We start from the raw sequence: 19,465 nt of genomic DNA, 5'->3' as shown, positions 1-19,465 counted from the left end.
TCACCATGAAAGAAACAGTCGCCGTACGCGAACGTGACCTGGGCACCCCAGCCTCGACCCAGACCGAGATGGTCAACCTGACCATTGATGGCAAATTGATTGAAGTGCCCGTTGGCACTTCCGTGATGCATGCGGCCGCCTTGGCTGGCATCAATATTCCCAAACTGTGCGCTACCGACTCGCTGGAAGCGTTTGGCTCCTGCCGTCTGTGCCTGGTGGACATTGAAGGCCGTCGCGGCCACCCTGCTTCCTGCACCACGCTGGTGGAAGAAGGCATGGTCGTCCAGACCGAAAACGACACCCTGCACAAGCTACGCCGCAACGTGATGGAGCTGTACATCTCCGATCACCCCCTGGACTGCCTGACCTGTCCCGCCAACGGCAATTGCGAACTGCAAGACATGGCCGGTGTCGTGGGCCTGCGCAGCGTGCGCTATGGCTTTGATGGCGCCAACCACCTGGACGACAGCACCGACAACTCCAACCCTTACTTTGCCTACGACTCCAGCAAGTGCATTGTCTGCAATCGCTGCGTACGTGCCTGTGAGGAAGTTCAGGGCACCTTTGCACTGACCATCGACAAGCGTGGTTTTGAATCGCGTGTTACCGCCGGTCAGAACGATGGCTTCCTGGGCAGCGATTGCGTGTCCTGTGGTGCTTGTGTCCAGGCCTGCCCGACCTCCTCCCTGATGGAAAAATCCGTCATCGATCTGGGGCAACCCGAGCACGCCGTCATCACCACTTGCGCCTACTGCGGTGTAGGTTGCGGCTTCAAGGCCGAGATGAAGGGCGACAAGGTCATTCGCATGACGCCCTGGAAAGACGGCAAGGCCAACCGTGGTCATGCCTGCGTGAAAGGCCGTTTCGCCTGGGGGTACGCCACTCACCAGGACCGTATCCTGAGCCCCATGATACGCAAGAGCATTACAGACCCTTGGCAGGAAGTGTCGTGGGACGAGGCCATCAATTACGCCGCGTCCGAATTCCGTCGCATTCAGGATCAGCACGGTCGTGATGCCGTGGGCGGTATCACCTCCTCGCGTTGCACCAACGAAGAAACCTATCTGGTGCAAAAGCTGGTTCGCGCCGCCTTTGGTACCAATAACGTGGACACCTGCGCCCGCGTCTGTCACTCCCCTACCGGCTACGGCCTGAAGATGACCCTGGGTGAGTCCGCCGGTACGCAAACCTTTGACTCGGTGATGCACACCGACGTGGTGATCGTGATGGGTGCCAACCCCAGCGCCGCCCACCCCGTATTTGCATCGCGCCTGAAACGCCGCTTGCGCCAAGGTGCCCGCCTGATCGTGATCGACCCGCGCCAGACCGAACTGGTCAGCTCGCCGCACATCCAGGCCGACTACCACCTGCCCCTGCGTCCAGGCACCAACACCGCCATGCTGACCGCCATGGCCCACGTCATCGTCACTGAAAATCTGGTGAACGAGGCCTATGTGGCCGAGCGCTGCGATACCGCTGCCTTCAATGAATGGCGCAGCTTTGTCAGCCAGCCCCAGAACTCGCCAGAAGCCATGGCCGAGATCTGCGGTGTATCTGCCGACGACATCCGTGGCGCAGCCCGTCTGTACGCCACCGGCGGCAACGGTTCGATTTACTACGGTCTGGGCGTGACTGAACACAGCCAGGGTTCCACCACCGTGATGGCCATTGCCAACCTGGCCATGGCAACCGGCAACGTGGGCCGCGAAGGCGTGGGTGTGAACCCGCTGCGTGGTCAGAACAACGTGCAAGGCTCCTGCGATATGGGCTCCTTCCCGCACGAGTTCCCTGGCTACCGTCACGTCTCCGACAACAGCGTACGTCAGCAATTTGAAGAGGCCTGGGGCGTGTCCCTGCAATCCGAACCCGGCCTGCGCATTCCCAATATGTTTGACGCCGCCTTGAGTGGCAGCTTCAAGGGGCTGTACTGCCAGGGCGAGGACATTGTTCAGTCCGACCCGAACACCCAGCACGTGGCCGCCGCCATGGCCGCCATGGAGTGTGTGGTAGTGCAGGATCTGTTCCTGAACGAAACCGCCAAGTACGCTCACGTGTTCCTGCCCGGTTCGTCCTTCCTGGAAAAAGATGGCACCTTCACCAACGCCGAGCGCCGTATTTCCCGCGTACGCAAAGTGATGGAGCCCAAGGCGGGCATGGCTGACTGGGAAGTCACCTGCGCCCTGGCCCGGGCTCTGGGCTACCCCATGAGCTACGAGCATCCCGGCCAGATCATGGACGAGATCGCCCGCCTGACACCGACCTTTACCGGCGTGTCCTACGATCGCATCCAGGAACTGGGTGGCAGCGTGCAATGGCCTTGCAACGAACAAGCCCCTGAAGGCACCCCCACCATGCACATCGACGAGTTCGTGCGTGGCAAGGGCCGCTTCATGCTGACCCAGTACGTGCCTACCGAAGAGCGCAGCAGCCGCAAGTTCCCCTTGCTACTGACGACCGGCCGCATCCTGTCGCAGTACAACGTGGGTGCACAAACCCGCCGTACCGACAACGTGGCCTGGCATGCAGAGGACTTGCTGGAAATTCACCCGGTAGATGCTGAAGATCGTGGCATTCGCAGTGGCGACAAAGTCTCGGTCAAGAGCCGTGCGGGCGAGACTGCCTTGCGGGCGACAGTGACCGAACGGGTGCAGCCAGGGGTGGTCTATACTACTTTCCACTTTCCCGAGTCGGGCGCCAACGTGGTCACCACCAATAACTCGGACTGGGCAACCAACTGCCCCGAGTACAAGGTGACGGCCGTGCAGATTCAGCGCGTGACCTCCGAGTCGGCCTGGCAAAATCGCTGGAACCGTTTCCACGATATTCAGCAGCGTCTCCTGCAAGGCGAGACCCTATCGGCCGAAGACTTGGCCCATGCGGATCACAGCCACCAGCATGAGCCTGACGAGGCCGTCGCGAAAGTATGATGCGTCTAAACAGGCCCTAAGGAGTTGCCCACGTGAGCCAGGCAGATTTTCGTGATGCCAGCGCCCCTGCCACCGTATGGCGGCAGGCGCGTACCCCAGCTGAAGCACAAGCTGACACCCTGCCCCAAGAGGATCAGGATGCGCTGGCGCGCGAACAGGCCGTTGCCCTGGAATTCAATGGCATCAGCCATAGTGCCTTGTTGTGCAGCCCCAGTGATCTGGAAGATCTGGCCTATGGATTCTCCATGACCGAGGGCATTATTCGTACAGCTGACGATATACGCGGCGTGGATGTGCTGGAAGGCGAGCGCGGCAGCCTGCTGCAAATCGAGATTGCCAGTGCCTGCCAGCATCAGCTCAAGGCGCGTCGCCGCCAGTTGGCCGGTCGTACGGGCTGTGGCCTGTGCGGTCTGGAAAGCCTGGACGAGGTACGCCGCCAGCTACCCCGTCTGGACGCCCCCGAGCACAGCCCCGATGCCGCCGCCATCTTCCAGGCGCTGGATGCCTTGCGCTCCAGCCAGCCTTTGCATCAACTGACGGGGGCTACCCACGCCGCTGCCTGGTGCAATCTGCAAGGCGATATCCTGGCCGTGCGTGAGGATGTAGGCCGCCACAACGCGCTGGACAAGCTGCTAGGCCACATGCTGCGCAACAATATTGATCCCCGCTCTGGCATGGTGCTGATCTCCAGCCGTGCCAGCTTCGAGATGGTCCAGAAGGCCGCTGCCATGGGCATCAACTTTGTGGTGGCGGTCTCCGCCCCCACCGCCTATGCCGTGCAGATTGCCGATGAACTGGGCGTCATGCTGGCCGCCTTTGCCCGTGACCGCAGCTTCACGCTGTACAGCCATCCCCACTACCTGAATTCTGCCGAGTCACGCTCGGCCACATCACCATGAACATTGTTCCTTTGATTCCCATGGCCAACCAGATCGGTCAGTTCTTTGAAATCCTGAGCAATCGGGAACAAGGACTGCGCGAGATTGCGGAACATATCCAGAAGTTCTGGGACCCGCGCATGCGTCGCTCCCTGCTGGATTTTGTGGCGCAGAACCCCAGCGGTAAAAGCAAAGATGGCGAGCTGTTGCCTATTGTTTTGCAGGCAGTCGTGACCCATAAACAGCAACTGGAACCGCGCAGCCAATAAGCCTTGCCGCAGACACAAAAAAACCCGCCTAGGCGGGTTTTTTCTTTGGGCTGAAAAACGATTAATCGTTTTCTTTGACGCGGTACACCAGCACGGTGTTCTTGGCCATATTCAGCACCTTGATGGTCACGCTACCCAGCAACAGGCGGGACAGACCACTGAGGCCATGACTACCGATAAAGATCAGGTCGCAACCTTCTTGCTCGGCAACCTGGACCACACCGTCGGCCACGTTGAAGTTCGATACGGATTTACCGGTTGCCTTGACGCCAGCAGTCTCGGCACGATCCAGAATCTGTTGCAGGTATTTCTGCGACTGTTCTTTGGCGGTCTTGTCGTAGTCCTCGTCGGTGATGGCGTACGCAGCAGCCATACCATCAAAGCCAACTGTGGCAGCAAAAGGCTGCGTCACGTGCAAAGCCAGAACCTCGGCACCAATTTGGCGGGCAAAAGTCACGCCTTTGTTGGCCGCTTGGGAGGAGAGCTCGGAACCGTCAGTTGGAATCAGAATTTTCTTGAACATGGCATAACCCCTTTGAATGGAGACAGATAGCTTACCGCTGCATACAGGCACAGGACAAGCTAGTACAGACCTGAACCTTGAGCCAGGTCAGGATTCGTTCAATGCACGGAACAATACAGCACAACGAGTACCGGTGCGACAATAGGCCAGAGTCGGGCTCGGTAAAGCTTCAAGCAATTGACCAAAACGGGCAACATCAGCAGAAGTAATAGCGCTACCCACCACTGGCTGATATTCCACCTGCAAGCCTGCGGCTTGAGCGGCCTGCATCACGTCTGCCGACAGAGGCTGGTCGGGACCACCCTCCATGTCGGGTCGATTGATGATGACGCTTTTAAAACCGGCATCGGCCACGGCTTGCATGTCCTCTCCCGATAACTGCGGCGCGACGGCCAATTGCTCGGTCAAAAACTGGTGTGGGAAGGACATAGAAACTCCTGAAATCGGGATAAACTAAATCAGTTCAAAGGAAAAATAGTATGTTCCCCCCCGAGAGTACGCAAGCCCCTTTCTCTGCGTCCCTGCCACAAGGCAATCACGCCAGCGCCTTGCTGATACGTCACGCGACCTTGGGCGATATGGCAGCGGTACAAAGCATCTATGCCTATCACGTGCTGCACAGCACGGCGACCTTTGAACAAAGCCCGCCCGACGAACAGGAAATGGGTGCCCGCTATATACAAGTGCGCGAGCAAAACTTGCCCTGGCTGGTCGCGGAACTGGACGGGCAGATCGTGGGCTATGCCTATGCAGGCACGTACCGCTCCCGCCCTGCCTATCGCTTCACGGTAGAAGATTCCATCTATCTGGCTCAAGGTCAGATTGGCAAAGGTCTGGGCAAGGCCTTGCTGGAACAATTGCTGCTGGAGTGCGAGAAAGGCCCGTGGCGGCAAATGGTGGCCGTCATCTCCGGCCATGACAGCCGTGGCTCGATTGCCCTGCACCGTTCGCTGGGCTTTGCCCATGTGGGTACTCAGCCAGCCGTGGGCTATAAATTCCAGCAGTGGATTGATGTGGTCATCATGCAGCGCAGTCTGGGCGAAGGCAGCCAAAGCCAGCCTGCCCAATCGGCTTGATCTTCTTTCTCAGGCAATACGCAGGCTGTACTGCTCCAGCCACTGCTGCATGTCAGAACCTGCCAGCACTTCATACTCCGCCAGGCGCTGTAAGCCCACAGGATCGTCCTGCACGCTGCTCAGGGAGGGATGGCACATCATGCTATCCCCGTGCTGCATCACGGCCAGCCAGGCCTTGACCAGGGCACTGTAGCGCTCCTTGCCACCCTGAAAGTCGTACACCCCGGTAAAGCTGGTATTCATGGTGACGCCCTTGGCTCTGGCCAGACGCAGCAAATCTCTGGAACCTAACCCGTCAATAATCTGCGCCTTGAATCGGTCTTTAAACGCAAAACCCGTGGCCAGACGCTGGGCGCCGGTATAGCGCAGCCAGGGCATGGAAGCGGCATAACGACGCTCCATTTCCGCCAGCAAGGCCTCGCGTACCATGGGTAGTTGATGCACATGCTGATGCCCATCTATATAGTCCGGACCCTGCCCCATCACCTCTTCAAAACGGTCCAGTTGTCGGGCCACGCTGTCCTTGACCTTCTGACTGTCCAGACGATGTAACAGGCTACGGATAATCACCTGCTTGAGCGGCATGGCATACACGCCCTTCTGGGAGGCAAACTCGGTAAAATTCAGGTGCAAACCTTTTTGCAGCGTGCTCTGGCGCAGTGCTGGTGCATTTTGCACAAAACTGTCCCCATCAACCAGGCAGGATGTTCCTGTCAGGCGTCGGGCCTGGGCCAATTTCAGTATGGCCTCGTCCACGGCAGGGGCCATCCCAAAATCATCCGCGCATATACTGATCTGCCTGTCCTTGGCCACTGCTCGCTCCGCTTTATGTCTCGTCAAATCATTCTGTTCATTCTGGTCGGCACCCTGGCCGCCTTCACACACTGGGGCATTGTAATCGCCCTGGTGCAAACGCTGAGTCTGTCGCCCTTGCTGGCCAATCTTTTTGGCTGGCTGATTGCATTTCTGGTGTCTTTTGGCGGCCACTACTGGCTGACTTTCCGTTCCCATAATGCCCGTTTTCTGCCCGCGCTGACACGTTTTTTTCTGGTGTCCGCCGCTGGCTTCGCGGTGAACGAAGCCAGCTATGCGTTTTTGCTGAATCACTCCGGTCTGCGCTACGACTTGCTGCTGGGCCTGATTCTTATCGGCCTGGCTGTGCTGACGTTTCTGGCGGGGCGACTTTGGGCGTTTCGCCGCACATAAGCTCGTACTCATCATGATCAAAGCGCCACAGCGCGATACGCTGATCCTCATACAGGCGCTGGGCATGATTGAGCACCTGGCTTTGACGGACGGCATCTGGCGAACCGATCAGCCAGACCACCGCCTTGCTGTCCCGACATAGCTGCTGACGCAAGGTTTCCCGGTCGATCAAGGTCATCGTCCCACGCTGCGGCTCAAAACGGGCCGCTTCCAGCAGCTCTTTACGCCAGCTATCGGTACGCATGATCTCCGGATCATCCCAGCGCCCCACGACGCTGATGTTCTGCAGGCCCGGAACGTAAAAGCCCAGGTCATAGCGATAGTTATTCAGAAAGACGACCCGATCGCCCTTTTGATATTCACTGGCCAGCACACGACCCAGGGCCTGGCTGTTGACCTGTGGGCGCAGCATCATCGTCACCACGGCAATCGCGCAAATCGCTACGCAAACGGCCAGACTCCAGACGGCCAAGCGCTCTACCTTGACTTCTCCATCCCGCTGGCTGCGACGAATCACCACATCGGCCAGGAAGAACGCCCAAGGACCAATCGCAGGCAAGACATAGCCCACAAGCTTGGACGCAGGAATGGAAAAGAAAATCAGCACGGTCAGCAGGGCAGACAGCATCAAGCCACGTATCGCTCCCAGACCATCGGCAGTACTGGCAGAACCACGAAGGCGCTTGAGCAAGAGTGGCGTCCAACCCAAGGTGGCAACGGGCATCAGGGCAAAGTAGAACCAGAAAGGCTGAGGGTTGTTGAAACCGGTTTCCAGAAAACGCTGGAAGTGCTGGTAGACGATGTAATAGTCAAAGAAGCCCGGATAGCGCGCCTGCATGGCCCACATCCAGGGCGTGGCAACCAGCAACAGGACACCCAGGCCGGTCAAGGAAAACAGACGCAGCAAGATACGCCACTGCCCTCGGCCCAGCAACCAGAACACCAGAATGCCGCCGGGAATCAAAATCCCGATCAAGCCTTTTGCCAGAAAGGCCAAACCGGCGGTGGCATACAGGCCCATCACGGCCCAACGATAGGAACGCCCCTGCTCCACCTGCAAGGCAGCGTGGCCACCCAGCAGCACACAACTGCTGATCAAGGCCGCCACCGTCATGTCCAGGTTAGCGTAATGGGAGGCCCCAAACAGCAAGGGGCTGCTGAGCAGAATCAAGACTGTCCAGCCCGCATGTTGCAAGCTGGCATGACGCTTCAGGAAGGCATGCATGCCGGCAATCAGCAAGGCTGCCATCAAGGCAGGCACCAAGCGAGCTGCTACAAAATTCACACCCAGCACTTTCAGGCTCAAGGCGGTGAGCCAGTAATGCAAAGGGGGTTTATGAAAAAACGGCAGGCCGTCCAGCCGCGGCACCAGATAATCACCCGACTCCAGCATGGACAAGGCCACGCCGACATAGCGCCCCTCGTCCGGAATCAACAGAGGATAGACCCCCAGGGTCAGTGCAAACCACAGCAGCGCCAGCAAGCCCACGGACAGGCTGGAAAGTGTGCCCAGGCGCTGTACGCCCAGACTCAGCCAATAGGCCGGACCCCGCGTGTGCCCGAGTGGCACGGTTACGCCAGCGGGGGAAAAAGAATTTTCGATACTCATCGTCTATAGCCAAACCAAAAGGGTTAGGCAGCCACCGACGTGGCTGTCAAAACGATTCAGAATATCGATGTAGCGTTCAATTACACTTGAGAGCAAAACGGCAATTAAACGACCGGACTGGCTCTCAGTCCTGTTGCTGCGCCTGGCTCTGGGTGCTGTCTTGGCCCTGGCTTGGTGCAGGTGTCTGCCCCGAAGCCAAACCCTGCCCCCGGCGGCGATGCACCAGATACAAGGGCCGGTGCTTGACCTCGGCAAAGATGCTGGCGACATACTCGCCCACCACCCCCAACGAGAGCATGTTCACACCCGCAAAGAACAGCACCACCGTAATCAAGGTGGCCCAACCCCGTACAGCATCTCCGTAGATCAAATGCTTGAAGATAATGAACAGGCCGTAGCTGAAGGACAGCATGGCCAGCACCGCACCTAACAGGCTCAGCAAACGCAGTGGCCAGGTGGTAAATGCCGTCAAACCATCCACCGCAAAGCGCAGCAGTTTGGTGGGACGGAACCGGCTGACACCATGCAAACGCTCGGCAGGCGAGTAGTAAATGGGTTCGGACGGAAAGCCCACCCAGGCAAACAAGCCTTTCATGAAGCGGCTGCGTTCGGGCAAAGCCATCAGGGCATCCACCACACAACGATCCATCAAGCGAAAATCACCCGCGTCACGTGGTACGCGCAGCCCATTGGACGTACGCATCAGCTTGTAGAACACGCTGGTGCCCGCACGTTTGAGCCAAGTCTCGTCGTCGCGGGTTTCCCGCACGGCATAGACCATTTCCAGGCCGGTAGACCAGCGCTCCAGCATGGCTTCGATCAAGGAGGGAGGATGCTGCAAATCCGCATCCATGCACACGACCACCTGCCCACGACTGGCTTCCAAGCCTGCCGTCAACGCCGCTTCTTTGCCGAAGTTGCGCGATAACTGCAGATACACCAATTGAGGATAGGTTTGACGCAATTGCTCAATAACCAAAGGCGTGGCATCAGTGCTGCCATCGTCAACGAAAATGATTTCAAAATCCGGGACCAATTCGCACAACTTCGCCACCAAGACCGGCATTAATGCGGGCAGGTTCTCTGCTTCATTCAAACCAGGGATGACACAAGAGAGCGTCTGGGCCTGTCTTTTTTTAATCATTATTCCTTGAGCACGAAGCTGTAACAAAAGCGAGGTCTAGCCAACAAAAAGTAATCGTAGCCTGCCAGACCGCCTAGTGCAATTTGCCTTCCGTGATACTTGTCTTCCATAAAAGAGCACAATTCAAGACTCGCGCTTCCTTTGCAAGTCGAGCACTTGAGCTGAACATCTAAAATACAACATCCATATTCTGAAACATGCGGCCAGTGTAGAAAAGCAAGCGTTGAATCTGCGTGAAATTCAGTGTGGAACCGTTCTCGATGCAGCGGTTTTCTTTCCGGCTTGACCCCGGTGAGTCATACCAATAAGATAGATAAAATATATATCTTTAAATTCAAAATATTATGGCTCTCAATGCTTTGTGTACCCGCCAGGAAATTCATGACCTGGTCTGGGACTTTTATGATCGCATCCGCATGGACGAGGTCCTTGGCCCGATTTTCTCCGAGCGCATCAAGGATTGGGATACGCACCTGGGTGTCATGGAAGAGTTCTGGTCGTCCCTGCTGCTCAAGACCGATGGCTTCAATGGCAACCCCATGGCCAAGCATTTGTCGCTCCAGCATATTCAGGCCAGCCACTTTGAACAATGGCTGCGTCTGTTCAAGGAAACCTGTCAGGAACGTGAAAACCAGGCCATGGCGGAACTGGCGCTGGAATACGCCCAGCGTATCGCCCGCAGCTTCTGGTTTGGCTATCAGTTCCAGCACAACCCCACCAAAGTGGCCAGCGAGCTGCAACTGCCCTGATCATGCGCCTGACCAACCTTACCGACTATGCCCTGCGTCAATTGATGTATCTGGGCCAGAACGAAGACAGGCTCTGTACCATCGCGGAAATTGCCCAGTACCACCAGATTTCCCAAGCCCACCTGATGAAAGTCACCCACCTGCTGTCCAAGGGTGGGTGGATTCAGACGCAGCGCGGGAAAAATGGCGGCATGCGTTTGGCGCGTGCGCCCGAAGACATCAACCTGGGCGAGCTGGTGCGCTATACCGAAACGGATCTGGCAGTGGTGGAATGTTTGGGCAGTGGCACCCACTGCATCCTGAGCGGTCGATGCAACCTGAGCAATATCCTTAAACAGGCGCTGGCCCAGTTCCTGAGTTATCTGGATAACTACACCTTGCGCGACATTATTGTTCCCGGCAGCAGCCCAGAACAGACGATTGCCTGGCCCACCAAGTCGATGCACTCGGCCTGATAGCAGACGGACGGATAGCAGACGGACGGATAGCAGACGGACGGATAGCAGACGGACGGATAGCAGACGGACGGATAGCAGACGGACGGATAGCAGACGGACGGATAGCAGACGGCCCCGGATTCTTTTGAATCCGGGGCCGTTTGTTCAGGGTCTGACTACCCGCTTTAAGCCGGGAAAATCAGATCGCTACGGACAGTACCGGGGTGGGCGCGCACAGCGTCCAGCAAGCCTTGCTCGGGCACACGATCCAGGTCCGTCATGGCGTAACCCAGCTCGCCTTGCGTTTGCAACTGCTGACGAGTGATATTGATGCCGTGCTGAGCCAGGATATTGTTCAGGCCACCCATCGCACCGGGAACGTTGCGATGAACATGCAACAGGCGCACAGCACCCTGGATATCGTAGTACGACACTTCAGGGAAGTTCACTGCGCCCTTGGTAGCACCACTACGCAAGTAGCTGACCAGTTTCTCGGCCACTTCACGACCAATATTCTCTTGCGATTCCTGGGTGCTGCCGCCAATGTGCGGCGTCAGAATCACGTTGGGCATGCCAATCAAGGGACTCTTCAAGGGCTCGTCCACGCTTTTCGGCTCAGTGGGGAACACGTCCAGCGCAGCGCCTGCCAGATGACCGCTGACCAAGGCCTGATGCAGGGCATCAATATCCACGACGGTGCCGCGCGATGCGTTGATCAGGATGGAACCTGGCTTCATCGCTGCGATCGTCTCGGCATTCATGATGTTATGTGTGCCCTGCCCGCCTGGCACGTGCAAGGTGACCACATCGGACTCGGCCAGCATTTGCTTCAGGCTGCCGTAGACTCGGGCATTGCTCAGCGGCAGTTTGGATTCCACATCATGGTAGAGCACGCGCATACCCAGCGCTTCGGCCAAGGTACCGACCTGAGAACCAATATTGCCGTAACCAATCACGCCCAACGTCTTGCCACGGATCTCGAAAGCGCCATCGGCACTCTTGTCCCAGAAACCCTGGTGTACACGCAGGTTCTTCTCGGGGATGCGACGCAGCAACAAGATGGCCTCGCCCAGCACCAGCTCGGCAACGGAGCGGGTGTTGGAGAACGGCGCATTAAAGACTGGTACGCCGTGGTTCTGGGCCTGGTCCAGATCCACCTGGTTGGTACCAATACAAAAACATCCCAGCACTTTGAGCTGGTCTGCGTGCTCCAGCACCCGGCTGTCAAACTGGGTACGGGAACGAATTCCGACAACTTCGGCGCCTTTGACAGCGTCCAGCAGCTCCTGACCCGACAAGGCTCCCTTGTAGGTCTGAATATCGGTCAAACCAGCAGCCTCAAAAACTTCACGGGCGCTAGGATGAATGTTCTCAAACAGGACAATGCGACTCATGATGGTTCCAGTCATTGAAATAGTATCTAAATGGTACTATTTTTTTAGCTCGCCTGATCGAGCATCAACAATAGCAGCAGGGGATTCAAGCCTGACTGGCATTACAGGACGATGAATCCAATGCCAAATACAAAAACCCAGGCTCAGAAAACAACATCCAAGACCTGGGTCATACAAAGGCAGTTCAAGCTCTTAAAAGCGCTTGCTGCCTGCACAGACTGTTATCAAGAACCAAATGGCACCGGACGAGGCGTGTTGTCACGCGACGGAGGCAGGATTGGCAGCATGATTTCAGGCTGTTTGCCCGTCAGCGTTTTCAGGAACGCGACGATCTGGGCATTTTCTTCTGCGGTGAAACTGCGACCCAACTGCAGACGACCCATTGTATCCACGGCTTCGGTCAAAGTATTGACCGCACCGTCGTGGAAGTAGGGGTAGGTCAGCTCGACGTTACGCAAGGTAGGTACCTTGAAGTTGAAACGGTCGGCATCCTTGCCCGTCACAGCCGCACGGCCTTCGGCAGGGTTATTGGTCTGGTAAGGCTCGATCAGGCCCATTTTCTGGAAGGACGTACCACCCAGGTTAGGGCCATTGTGGCAAGCCACGCAACCACTACCCTTGAACAGCTGGTAGCCGGCCAGTTCCTGATCGGTAATGGCTTTCTTGTCGCCCTTCAACCACAGGTCAAAGCGCGAATCGGGTGTGACCAGGGTTTCTTCAAAGGCAGCAATCGCGGAGGTGACTTCATCAATACCGAAGTCAGCCTTGCCAAAGACTTGCTTGAACTCGGCCTTGTACTCGGGGATGGAGCTCAGGAACTCCATGGCCAGTTCGTGCGTGAACGCCATTTCCTTGGGGTTGGCAATCGGGCCACCGGCCTGCTCTTTCAAATCGCTGGCGCGGCCATCCCAGAACTGGGCCAGGTTCAGGCTGGAGTTCAAGACCGTAGGCGAGTTGATGGGGCCTTCCTGCCAGCGGTCACCGATGGAGGTACGGATATTGTCGGTACCGCCCATGCTCAGGTTGTGACAGGAATTACAGGAGATAAAGCCCGAACGGGACAAGCGGGGTTCAAACCACAGCTTTTTACCCAGTTCAACACGTGCCGGGTCAGTAACAACAGCGGCGGGAATCGGCTGTACAGGCTCATTTTCCTGGGCTTGCGCGGCGCTGCCGAGCAGTAAGCCGGCGGCCAGAGCAGAGAGAGTGAACAGGCGTAATTTCATAACAACTTCCTTATGGGATGACAGAGCTTCCTGCCAGTGAGGTCCGGGTAGGACCCATAACCCTGCTGGCCTTATGGACATCGTAAGGAATGCCATTTCATTACACATTGATACATCGCAAGGAAAGAATCTTTCCTGAGACCCTTAGGGAACTTTCAAAAGAAAGTGCAACTACTCCGCAACATTCCCCTGGAGCGCCTTGACGAAAGGCATAAAAAATGCCGCCTGCGATCAAGCAGGCGGCACCTCAGGATTATTGCAAATTGTGCTTTTTACACGCCCAAATAACGTGTCCACAAGGTGCGATCAGCTCCCAATGCGTCGGAGTTCCCCTGCCAGACCAATTTGCCACGTTCCAGAATAATGTGGTGATCCGACAAGGCCATCAGGCGCTCGACATATTTGTCGATCAGCAAGATGGTCTGCCCTTCCTCACGCAAGACGGCCAGACAATTCCAGATTTCTTCACGCACCTTGGGGGCCAGACCCTCGGAGGCCTCATCCAGAATCAGCAGCTTGGGGTTGGTAACCAGTGCACGACCAATGGCCAGCATTTGCTGTTCACCGCCCGAGAGCTGGTTGCCCATATTGGACGCACGCTCGCGCAAGCGCGGGAAAAAGTCATAGACACGCTCGGGCGTCCAGGTCTTGTTGGCTTTGGGGTTGCGATTGCAGGCAAAGGCCGTCAAGTGCTCGGCCACGGTCAGGTTGGGAAAGCACTGCCGCCCTTCGGGCACAATGGCGATCCCGGCCCGGGCGATGCGGTCCGGATTCCAGCCCGCAATGGACTGGCCGTCGAACTTCACATCGCCGCCACGCACCGGCAACTGGCCCAGAATGGTTTTCAGCAAGGTCGTCTTGCCCATGCCATTACGGCCCAGCACAGTCACGACCTGTCCGCTACGAATGGACAGGTCTACCCCGAACAGCACCTGGCTGGCGCCATAGCCGCTTTGTAATTGAGTCGTTTCAAGCATGGCTTTCTACCTTGGTTGGAACTGGCGTGTCATCGTCACCCAGATAGGCTTGACGCACAGCCTCGTTATCGCGGATTTCGGCAGCCGTACCGGTCGCAATGATGTGACCTGCCACCAATACAGAAATCCGGTCAGCCAGACGGAAAAGCGCTTCCATATCGTGCTCGACCAACAACATGGTGGCTTTGCCACGCATGGTCTCAATCAATTCAGTCAGACGCAGCGTTTCATCCGGCCCCATCCCGGCCATAGGCTCATCCAGCAAGAGAACTTGCGGGCGGCTGGCCAAAGCCAGGGCGAACTCCACCTTGCGCTGCTCGCCGTGCGGCAAGACACCGGCCTGGGTGTGCAGCAAGGAGGCATCAATGGCACATTCGGCGGCCAGGGCACGGGCTTGCTCGTACAGCTCGGTTTCCGCCTGGCGAGCACGCCAGAAGCGGAAACTGCTGCCGCTGCATGCCTGCAGAGCCAGTACCAGGTTATCCAGCACGGTGTAGTTCTTGAAGATATTGGTGATCTGGAAGGAGCGCGCCAGGCCAGCGGCAACGCGTTCGTGACCCGACAAGGAAGTCACATCACGCCCACCCAGCAAGAGCTGACCCGAGTCCGGGCTCAAGGTGCCCGACAAGAGGTGAATCAAGGTGGATTTGCCCGCCCCGTTTGGGCCGATCAGGCCATGGATTTCACCAGGCACCAGATCCAGAGAAACATCATTGGTCGCCTGCAAGGCACCAAAGCGCTTCATCAGACCACGTGCTTGCAAAGCGGCCGTACCGCTGCCCGCCTTGGAGGCGGCTGCTATCGTGTTCGTCATGCTTGCTCCTTGGCGGTAGTAGCTGGATCAGCAGCCGAGCGGATACGTACCAATCCGGCCAGGCCCTTGGGTGCAAAGAACACCACCAGCAGCAACAAAATACCCAAAGGCATGTGCCAGTACTCGGTCCAGTTGCGCAGCAACTCTTCCAGCACCAACATCACAAACGCGCCCAGGGCCCCGCCATACAGCAAGCCAATACCACCGACCAGCACCATGATGATCAGGTCAGCTGACTGGGTCCAGTTCATCAGGCTGGGCGAGACGAACAAGTTATGGTTGGCCAGCAAGGCACCTGCCAGTCCCATGATGGCACCGCTCAAGGTGTAGGCCGTCAAACGAATACGGTAGACGGGGTAGCCCAAAGTTGTCATGCGGCTTTCGTTTTCACGAGTGCCCATCAGGGCCTGCCCGAAGCGGGCATTGACCAGACGGTTGAACAGGAACAGGACCGCCACCAGAATGGCCAGAACCAGGTAGTAAAAGCTCAGCTCATTGCTCAGATCAATACCGGGCAAGGATGAAGGGCTGTACATGTTCAGGCCGTCCTCGCCACCGTACTGGCGCAAGGAAATGAACAGATAAAAGATCATCTGGGCAAAGGCCAGCGTAATCATGATGAAGTACACACCACGGGTACGCAGCGACACGGCGCCGGTCAGGAAAGCCAGCAGGCCGGAGATCACCATGGCGGCAGGCCAGGCAATCAGGCCGCTTTGCACGCCTTCGGTGGCCAGGATGCCCACGGTGTAGGCCCCTGCTCCAAAAAACGCGGCATGCCCCAGAGCCACCATCCCGCCATAGCCCAGCACCAGATTCAGCGCACTGGCGGCCAGGGCGTAGATGAAGATACGACGCACAAAGGAAATGTAGAACTCAAGTCCATACATCGGTGCAATCAATGGGAAAGCCAGCAAGGCCACCAGCACCAGGACCGAAAAAATACGCGAAGTAGACATACATTAACCTCGCGCCGGGAACAGGCCCGAAGGACGGAAAACAAGAACAACAGCCATCAGGACATAGATCGAAATGGCAGCAATCGTAGGACCGACGCTGGAAGCCACATCTGCCGGGAAGACGTTACGCAGCAGCATGGGCAGGAATGCACGGCCAGCAGTATCGACCATACCCACCAGCAAGGCCCCTACAAACGCGCCACGAATCGACCCAATCCCGCCAATCACGATGCAGACCAGAACCAGGATCAGAATGTCCTCGCCCATACCGATCTGGACCGCGGTAATCGGACCCAACAAGGCACCGGCCAGCGCTGCCAAAGCGGCTCCCAGAGTGAACACACCCAGGAACAGGATGGGAACGCGTACCCCCATCAGGGTCGCCATTTGTCGGTTGGAGGCACCTGCTCGCACCAGCACCCCAGCCCGTGTTTTGGTCACGAAGGCATACAGGGCCAGCGCCATCACCAGACCGACCGCGATAATCATCAGACGGAAGGCGGGATAGAGGAAATCCGGCAAGAGTTCTACCGGCCCGGACAACAAGGCAGGCATATTCAACATTACGGGGGTTGGCCCCCAAATCATTTTGACCACGTCATTGGCGATCAAAATAACGGCATAGGTTCCCAATACCTGAGCCAGGTGATCACGAGTGACCAGCTTGCGCAGAATGAGAATTTCCAGGGCAATACCGACCAGGGCTGTCACTGCCACCGCCACCACAATGGCGGCGGTAAAAGACCCTGTACGCTGCATGGTTTCCGCGGCCACATAGGCTCCCGCCATATAGAGGGAGCCGTGGGCCAGGTTCATGATATCCATAATGCCGAAGACCAAAGTCAGGCCCGCGGCAATCAGAAACAACATCAAACCAAACTGCAAACCATTCAGCAATTGCTCGCTAATCAGAATGAGCGACATGCTTTTACCACCTGTGAATCTTAATTAAGTTTGCATTCTTTGGCGTAGACGTCCTGGTAGGAGTCAAACACCTTGCTGACCATGCGGTTCACAAGACGTCCGTCCTGATCCTTGACCACTTCACGCAGGTAGTAAGCCTGCACGGGGAAGTTGTTGTTGCCGTAGGTAAATGGGCCACGAACCGAGTTGTAGTCGGCGGCTTTCAATGCCTTGAGCACCGCTTCGCGGTCGGACACTTTGCCATCAACCTGTTTGACGGCAGCGTCGATAGCCAGAATCACGTCATAAGCCTGAGCAGCGTAAACCGATGGATAGCGGCCGTCGTAGGCTTTGCGGAACTCTTCCACAAAGGTCTTGTTGGCGGGAACATCCAGGTCAGGCGACCACTGGGCGGTGTTCAACATGCCCAGGATAGGCTCGCCCACGGCGGGGATGATGTCCTCGTCACCCGAGAAGGCCGGGCCCAGCAAGACCACATCCTTGTTCAGGCCAGCAGCCACGAACTGCTTGATGAAGTTGATGCCCATGGCGCCGGGCAGGAAGAAGAACACGGCCTGCGGCTTGGCCGCACGGATCTGTGCCAGTTCAGCCGAGTAGTCGATCTGGCCCAGCTTGGTGTAGAGCTCGTCGTTGACGGGTTTGCCGTAACCACGCTTGAAGCCGTTCAGGTGATCCTTGCCGGCTGGATAATCAGGGGCAATGATGAACATTTTTTCGTAGTTGCGATCCGCAGCCACTTTACCGGCGGCCTCGTCAAAGGCGTCGTTCTGGTAGGACACGCCAAAGAAGTACGGATTACAACCGGCACCGGCCAATTGGCTGGGACCCGGATTGCTGGTCAGGTAAGGCACTTTGGCCGAGAACAGAGCGGGAGCCACTGCCAGAGCTACGTTGGAACCCACTGGGCCAGTAAAGAAGTCGATCTTGTCGCGCTGCACGAAGCGATTGACCAATTGGCGGGCCTGGTCGGGATTACCGGCCATATCCTGTTGAATGAACTCGGCCGGGAAACCACCCAGCTTGCCGTCCAGTTGTTTGATGGCCAGATTGAAGCCATCACGAACCTCACCACCAACGGCAGCGAACGGACCGGATGTGTCCATTGCCATCCCCACTTTGATGGTCTCGGCGTGAGCCAGAGAACCGCCAAAAGCCGCAGCCAAAGCCACAGTCAATGCAATACGTTTCATGTTATCTCCTTGCGCCACCGCGCTTATAGGCTGTCTTTAATTAAGATGCACAGCAGATCGAACTACAAATTCAACTATGCCAACCATTCATTTATAAATAGTTTAGTTATGAAACAATTTTGCTGGCAAGCTGTGGTTTTTACCTACACCCCTCAAATGCCCTGGTAATTCGACCGGAAACAAAGCCCCCCTGCCAATCCCATGGACGGATAAGCACTATAACGACTGTAAGGAGAGTCGTTTATGCAGGTTTTCCTTGATTTTGTTAACAATGCCCCGCCGGACGCGCTGCTAAACTGGGGGCTCGCCTCATTATTGGAGATCCCATGCGTATTTCCCATTCTTTGTGCCGTCTGGTCCTTGGCAGCGCGTTGCTCGTTCCCTTCCTGGGCCATGCACAATCCTCGGAATCCGTTTATCTGGCTGACCTGGCCAAGTCCAACAAGCAAGTGGCCCAGCAGTATCAAAGCCTGATGCAGGACGTTGCCAAACACGCCAGCTGGGTTAAAGACTTTGGTACAGCCTCGCCAGGCGAAACAGTTTCTCTGGATGGCCGCGACTATCAGTTGTTCCAGGGCTGCAAGCCCCATGACTGCACCAGTTCCAGCTACGTTGTCCTGCTGGACACACAAAAGCAGACCATCTCCTACGGTGCCTTTGTCGAAAACAAGGAATCAGGCCCGGGTTTGGCCAGCAGCCAGATTCAATGGCTGGGCAATCCCGAGTTTGATCAGATCCGTTTGATGTCGCCAGCCCTGTTTTAAAGAAAACAGCGCTTGACCTTGCCCCCGTGGCAAGCCTTAAGCTGACTCCATTGTTTTTATCAAAGGAGTCAGCTATGTCCACCTTCTCCGTACCCGACATGACCTGCGGCCACTGCGTGCGCAGCATCACCGAAGCCATTCAGGCTGTCGCCCCTCAAGCCACTGTCAGCACGGATCTGGAAAAACACCAGGTTACCGTTCAAGGTCTGGATGGCGCGCAAGCCCTGAAAGTGATTGAAGAAGCGGGTTACACCCCCAGCGCCCTGTAAGCCTGCAACGCCTTTCATGGCGTTAATCCAGCAGAGCGTAAAAGGCCGGTTGATACCGGCCTTTTTCTATGGCGGACTTGGCGGGCACAAGCATACCGGCAATCGCTGCCCACCTCTGAGACAATACCGG

Annotated in this window: 21 protein-coding genes; 9 read left to right on the top strand and 12 right to left on the bottom strand. The window is 57.0% G+C overall.

From position 1 onward, the window contains the following. The first annotated feature begins 5 nt into the window (after positions 1-5). From fdhF to CPY64_RS02005, 3 genes are read left to right on the top strand one after another with little or no spacing between them, the layout of a single operon-like run. On the top strand, positions 6-2,927 hold the full coding sequence (gene fdhF, locus CPY64_RS02015) for a formate dehydrogenase subunit alpha (RefSeq protein WP_042483129.1): 2,922 nt from the start codon (positions 6-8) through the stop codon (positions 2,925-2,927). Between the two features lie 32 nt (positions 2,928-2,959). Next, positions 2,960-3,826 (top strand): formate dehydrogenase accessory sulfurtransferase FdhD, encoded by an 867-nt coding sequence (gene fdhD, locus CPY64_RS02010; protein ID WP_042483127.1) that lies wholly within the window; start codon positions 2,960-2,962, stop codon positions 3,824-3,826. Continuing rightward, entirely contained in the window at positions 3,823-4,074 is a 252-nt protein-coding gene (locus CPY64_RS02005; RefSeq protein ID WP_042483124.1) for a formate dehydrogenase subunit delta, read from the top strand. Before fdhD ends, CPY64_RS02005 begins: the two co-directional genes overlap by 4 nt. 61 nt (positions 4,075-4,135) lie before the next feature. Here the strand turns inward: CPY64_RS02005 and CPY64_RS02000 are convergent, their stop codons facing one another. Together CPY64_RS02000 and CPY64_RS01995 are read right to left on the bottom strand one after the other, a co-directional pair. Continuing rightward, positions 4,136-4,597, bottom strand: coding sequence for a universal stress protein (locus CPY64_RS02000; RefSeq protein ID WP_042483121.1), 462 nt, complete (start codon positions 4,595-4,597; stop codon positions 4,136-4,138). A gap of 87 nt (positions 4,598-4,684) precedes the next feature. Beyond that, positions 4,685-5,026, bottom strand: a complete 342-nt coding sequence (locus CPY64_RS01995) for a protein tyrosine phosphatase family protein (protein ID WP_042483118.1) — start codon at positions 5,024-5,026, stop codon at positions 4,685-4,687. A gap of 50 nt (positions 5,027-5,076) precedes the next feature. Here CPY64_RS01995 and CPY64_RS01990 point away from each other — a divergent pair, with 50 nt between their 5' ends. After that, a complete protein-coding gene (locus tag CPY64_RS01990; RefSeq protein WP_080723722.1) occupies positions 5,077-5,673 on the top strand; it encodes a GNAT family N-acetyltransferase in 597 nt (198 codons plus the stop codon). 9 nt (positions 5,674-5,682) lie between these two features. Here CPY64_RS01990 and CPY64_RS01985 read toward each other — a convergent pair whose 3' ends face one another. Beyond that, positions 5,683-6,441: a ChbG/HpnK family deacetylase gene (locus CPY64_RS01985; RefSeq protein WP_042483561.1), complete on the bottom strand. Its 759-nt coding sequence runs from the start codon at positions 6,439-6,441 to the stop codon at positions 5,683-5,685. A gap of 60 nt (positions 6,442-6,501) precedes the next feature. Between CPY64_RS01985 and CPY64_RS01980 the strand changes: the two genes are divergently transcribed. Further along, positions 6,502-6,879, top strand: a complete 378-nt coding sequence (locus tag CPY64_RS01980) for a GtrA family protein (RefSeq protein ID WP_080723720.1) — start codon at positions 6,502-6,504, stop codon at positions 6,877-6,879. Here the strand turns inward: CPY64_RS01980 and CPY64_RS01975 are convergent. Continuing rightward, positions 6,818-8,488, bottom strand: coding sequence for an ArnT family glycosyltransferase (locus CPY64_RS01975; RefSeq protein WP_226791463.1), 1,671 nt, complete (start codon positions 8,486-8,488; stop codon positions 6,818-6,820). The two genes, CPY64_RS01980 and CPY64_RS01975, sit on opposite strands and share 62 nt — an antisense overlap. A 124-nt stretch (positions 8,489-8,612) precedes the next feature. After that, the gene (locus CPY64_RS01970; protein ID WP_042483115.1) at positions 8,613-9,632 is read right to left on the bottom strand and encodes a glycosyltransferase family 2 protein; all 1,020 of its coding nucleotides are present in this window, start codon (positions 9,630-9,632) and stop codon (positions 8,613-8,615) included. A 344-nt stretch (positions 9,633-9,976) separates the two neighbouring features. Between CPY64_RS01970 and CPY64_RS01965 the strand changes: the two genes are divergently transcribed. Together CPY64_RS01965 and CPY64_RS01960 are read left to right on the top strand one after the other, a co-directional pair. After that, positions 9,977-10,381: a group III truncated hemoglobin gene (locus CPY64_RS01965; protein WP_042483113.1), complete on the top strand. Its 405-nt coding sequence runs from the start codon at positions 9,977-9,979 to the stop codon at positions 10,379-10,381. A 2-nt stretch (positions 10,382-10,383) separates the two neighbouring features. Continuing rightward, entirely contained in the window at positions 10,384-10,836 is a 453-nt protein-coding gene (locus CPY64_RS01960) for an RrF2 family transcriptional regulator (protein ID WP_042483112.1), read from the top strand. 167 nt (positions 10,837-11,003) lie between these two features. Here CPY64_RS01960 and serA read toward each other — a convergent pair whose 3' ends face one another. The 7 genes from serA to CPY64_RS01925 all read right to left on the bottom strand — a co-directional run bounded on the left by serA (position 11,004) and on the right by CPY64_RS01925 (position 18,302). Next, positions 11,004-12,212 carry a phosphoglycerate dehydrogenase gene (gene serA, locus CPY64_RS01955; RefSeq protein WP_042483108.1) on the bottom strand — a complete coding sequence of 403 codons (1,209 nt, stop codon included), beginning with the start codon at positions 12,210-12,212 and terminating at the stop codon, positions 11,004-11,006. Between the two features lie 224 nt (positions 12,213-12,436). Then, positions 12,437-13,438: a cytochrome-c peroxidase gene (locus CPY64_RS01950; RefSeq protein ID WP_042483105.1), complete on the bottom strand. Its 1,002-nt coding sequence runs from the start codon at positions 13,436-13,438 to the stop codon at positions 12,437-12,439. A 272-nt stretch (positions 13,439-13,710) separates the two neighbouring features. Beyond that, on the bottom strand, positions 13,711-14,415 hold the full coding sequence (locus CPY64_RS01945) for an ABC transporter ATP-binding protein (RefSeq protein WP_042483103.1): 705 nt from the start codon (positions 14,413-14,415) through the stop codon (positions 13,711-13,713). Continuing rightward, positions 14,408-15,229, bottom strand: a complete 822-nt coding sequence (locus tag CPY64_RS01940; protein WP_042483100.1) for an ABC transporter ATP-binding protein — start codon at positions 15,227-15,229, stop codon at positions 14,408-14,410. The genes CPY64_RS01945 and CPY64_RS01940 overlap by 8 nt, the downstream gene beginning before the upstream one ends. Beyond that, the gene (locus CPY64_RS01935) at positions 15,226-16,188 is read right to left on the bottom strand and encodes a branched-chain amino acid ABC transporter permease (RefSeq protein ID WP_042483097.1); all 963 of its coding nucleotides are present in this window, start codon (positions 16,186-16,188) and stop codon (positions 15,226-15,228) included. The genes CPY64_RS01940 and CPY64_RS01935 overlap by 4 nt, the downstream gene beginning before the upstream one ends. Positions 16,189-16,191: 3 nt before the next feature. Beyond that, on the bottom strand, positions 16,192-17,112 hold the full coding sequence (locus CPY64_RS01930) for a branched-chain amino acid ABC transporter permease (RefSeq protein WP_022983237.1): 921 nt from the start codon (positions 17,110-17,112) through the stop codon (positions 16,192-16,194). Between the two features lie 20 nt (positions 17,113-17,132). Next, positions 17,133-18,302, bottom strand: coding sequence for an ABC transporter substrate-binding protein (locus CPY64_RS01925; protein WP_042483093.1), 1,170 nt, complete (start codon positions 18,300-18,302; stop codon positions 17,133-17,135). Positions 18,303-18,628: 326 nt separating this feature from the next. On the opposite strand from CPY64_RS01925, the gene CPY64_RS01920 reads away from it, so the two are divergent. Both CPY64_RS01920 and CPY64_RS01915 read left to right on the top strand, forming a co-directional pair. Further along, on the top strand, positions 18,629-19,066 hold the full coding sequence (locus CPY64_RS01920; protein WP_042483090.1) for an Ivy family c-type lysozyme inhibitor: 438 nt from the start codon (positions 18,629-18,631) through the stop codon (positions 19,064-19,066). 74 nt (positions 19,067-19,140) lie between these two features. Beyond that, positions 19,141-19,335, top strand: a complete 195-nt coding sequence (locus tag CPY64_RS01915; protein WP_022983238.1) for a heavy-metal-associated domain-containing protein — start codon at positions 19,141-19,143, stop codon at positions 19,333-19,335. Positions 19,336-19,465 lie beyond the last annotated feature (130 nt).

This window comes from Alcaligenes faecalis (assembly GCF_002443155.1).
In the GTDB taxonomy this organism is placed as follows: Bacteria; Pseudomonadota; Gammaproteobacteria; order Burkholderiales; family Burkholderiaceae_B; genus Alcaligenes; species Alcaligenes faecalis.
This window is presented reverse-complemented; position numbering and strand designations above follow the sequence as displayed.

Coding starts and splice junctions, on each gene's coding strand:
- CPY64_RS01985 (WP_042483561.1), bottom strand. CDS start 6,441: ATGGCCCCTGCCGTGGACGAGGCCATACTGAAATTGGCCCAGGCCCGA.
- CPY64_RS01980 (WP_080723720.1), top strand. CDS start 6,502: ATGTCTCGTCAAATCATTCTGTTCATTCTGGTCGGCACCCTGGCCGCC.
- CPY64_RS01970 (WP_042483115.1), bottom strand. CDS start 9,632: ATGATTAAAAAAAGACAGGCCCAGACGCTCTCTTGTGTCATCCCTGGT.
- CPY64_RS01960 (WP_042483112.1), top strand. CDS start 10,384: ATGCGCCTGACCAACCTTACCGACTATGCCCTGCGTCAATTGATGTAT.
- CPY64_RS01930 (WP_022983237.1), bottom strand. CDS start 17,112: ATGTCGCTCATTCTGATTAGCGAGCAATTGCTGAATGGTTTGCAGTTT.
- CPY64_RS01990 (WP_080723722.1), top strand. CDS start 5,077: ATGTTCCCCCCCGAGAGTACGCAAGCCCCTTTCTCTGCGTCCCTGCCA.
- fdhF (WP_042483129.1), top strand. CDS start 6: ATGAAAGAAACAGTCGCCGTACGCGAACGTGACCTGGGCACCCCAGCC.
- CPY64_RS01965 (WP_042483113.1), top strand. CDS start 9,977: ATGGCTCTCAATGCTTTGTGTACCCGCCAGGAAATTCATGACCTGGTC.
- CPY64_RS01940 (WP_042483100.1), bottom strand. CDS start 15,229: ATGACGAACACGATAGCAGCCGCCTCCAAGGCGGGCAGCGGTACGGCC.
- CPY64_RS01935 (WP_042483097.1), bottom strand. CDS start 16,188: ATGTCTACTTCGCGTATTTTTTCGGTCCTGGTGCTGGTGGCCTTGCTG.
- CPY64_RS01920 (WP_042483090.1), top strand. CDS start 18,629: ATGCGTATTTCCCATTCTTTGTGCCGTCTGGTCCTTGGCAGCGCGTTG.
- serA (WP_042483108.1), bottom strand. CDS start 12,212: ATGAGTCGCATTGTCCTGTTTGAGAACATTCATCCTAGCGCCCGTGAA.
- CPY64_RS01950 (WP_042483105.1), bottom strand. CDS start 13,438: ATGAAATTACGCCTGTTCACTCTCTCTGCTCTGGCCGCCGGCTTACTG.
- CPY64_RS02005 (WP_042483124.1), top strand. CDS start 3,823: ATGAACATTGTTCCTTTGATTCCCATGGCCAACCAGATCGGTCAGTTC.
- CPY64_RS01945 (WP_042483103.1), bottom strand. CDS start 14,415: ATGCTTGAAACGACTCAATTACAAAGCGGCTATGGCGCCAGCCAGGTG.
- CPY64_RS01995 (WP_042483118.1), bottom strand. CDS start 5,026: ATGTCCTTCCCACACCAGTTTTTGACCGAGCAATTGGCCGTCGCGCCG.
- CPY64_RS01975 (WP_226791463.1), bottom strand. CDS start 8,488: ATGAGTATCGAAAATTCTTTTTCCCCCGCTGGCGTAACCGTGCCACTC.
- CPY64_RS01915 (WP_022983238.1), top strand. CDS start 19,141: ATGTCCACCTTCTCCGTACCCGACATGACCTGCGGCCACTGCGTGCGC.
- CPY64_RS02000 (WP_042483121.1), bottom strand. CDS start 4,597: ATGTTCAAGAAAATTCTGATTCCAACTGACGGTTCCGAGCTCTCCTCC.
- CPY64_RS01925 (WP_042483093.1), bottom strand. CDS start 18,302: ATGAAACGTATTGCATTGACTGTGGCTTTGGCTGCGGCTTTTGGCGGT.